This is a genomic window from Vibrio sp. 1731, assembly GCF_033339955.1.
Lineage (GTDB): Bacteria > Pseudomonadota > Gammaproteobacteria > Enterobacterales > Vibrionaceae > Vibrio > Vibrio alginolyticus.
Genome location: NZ_JAWOVO010000140.1, coordinates 1 through 1,119, shown reverse-complemented (window position 1 = coordinate 1,119; position 1,119 = coordinate 1). Strand labels below are relative to the sequence as shown.

Below are 1,119 nucleotides of genomic sequence, written 5' to 3'. Positions count from 1 at the left end.
TTACATGGCAACCCGTTACGAGAACGTGATTGGCAATTGGGAGAACAACACTAGCAACTCTGACGCGGTGTTGGATGGTACCAGTACGAACGTATTTGAACCTTGGATGCTAAACATGCTGAAACGTTGGCACAAAAATGATCCTGTTAGCGCGAAAGAAATCCGTCGCAATGACTTGGTGTTTGAGTTCCAAGGGAACCGCAACCCGTTTATCGATCATCCTGAATTTGTTGAGCAAATTTGGGGGAATTAACGCGCAATTGGTTTCAACATTGCGAGTCAATCTCACGGCGAACCATTGAGAATAAGAAAGGGGAAGCATAATGCTTCCCCTTGTATTTACGGATGTTGTGAAAACTGGAGAACTCAGTTCTTCGGGACGGTTACGATTGGCGCTGACTTGTCAGCCGCATTGAAATGGAAGTTGTAATTTCCTGCTTCTGCAATCGCAATTTTCAGGTTTGCACTACCGCCACCGACTTCCATCGTCAGTGCTTTACCAAGCTCAACACTGCCTTCGCCACCGAAGTTGGTGTCTGCTGCCCAGTCTGCACTTGCAATCTTCATCTCGTAGCTACCCGCAGCTAGGTCAATGTCTAGCGAGTAAACATCATTGGCGACGTAGCTGAACTTCGCTGCTGAATCTTGTGCCGGAGTGTCCCAACTTGTGATGGTGCCACGTAGGTACAGTGCTGTTTCACCAAACGTTGGTGCATCCGCAGATTTGGTTACGGAAACCACAGGTTTTTCAACTTTCTCATCTTGAACGTATAGCGCGTTCAGTGTGAAGTTGTACTTGCCTGTTTCTGCGACGGTGAGTTTACAGTTTTCGTCTGCGCCTAGCTCCAGAGAGCCGCTGCCCACTGTTGCCACAGAACAACCGATGTTCGGATTTGCCCAACCTGTGTCTGCAAATTTGAACTCGTGGCTGTCTGCTTCAAGTACGCCTGTTACTGAGTACATGCCGTTGCCAATGAAAGTCATTGCCCAGTCGCTGTTGTCTGACCAATTGTTCCTTGTGCCTTTCACGTAAACCACGGTTTCACCGAAAGGAGGAATGCTCGATACGTCTTTGTTGTCTGTATTTACTGGCAGACCCGCACCTTGCGCGCCGCCTTG

The 1,119-nt window shown here is 48.6% G+C and carries 2 protein-coding genes; one reads left to right on the top strand and one right to left on the bottom strand.

Annotated features, from left to right (window positions below; genetic code table 11):
* Nucleotides 1-253: endonuclease (locus tag R7035_RS25750; RefSeq protein ID WP_318146384.1), on the top strand; the 253-nt coding region annotated here is incomplete at its 5' end.
* A gap of 113 nt (nucleotides 254-366) precedes the next feature.
* On the opposite strand, the gene R7035_RS25745 is transcribed toward R7035_RS25750, so the two are convergent.
* On the bottom strand, nucleotides 367-1,119 hold a 753-nt coding region (locus tag R7035_RS25745; RefSeq protein WP_411913242.1), incomplete at its 5' end, for a SusF/SusE family outer membrane protein.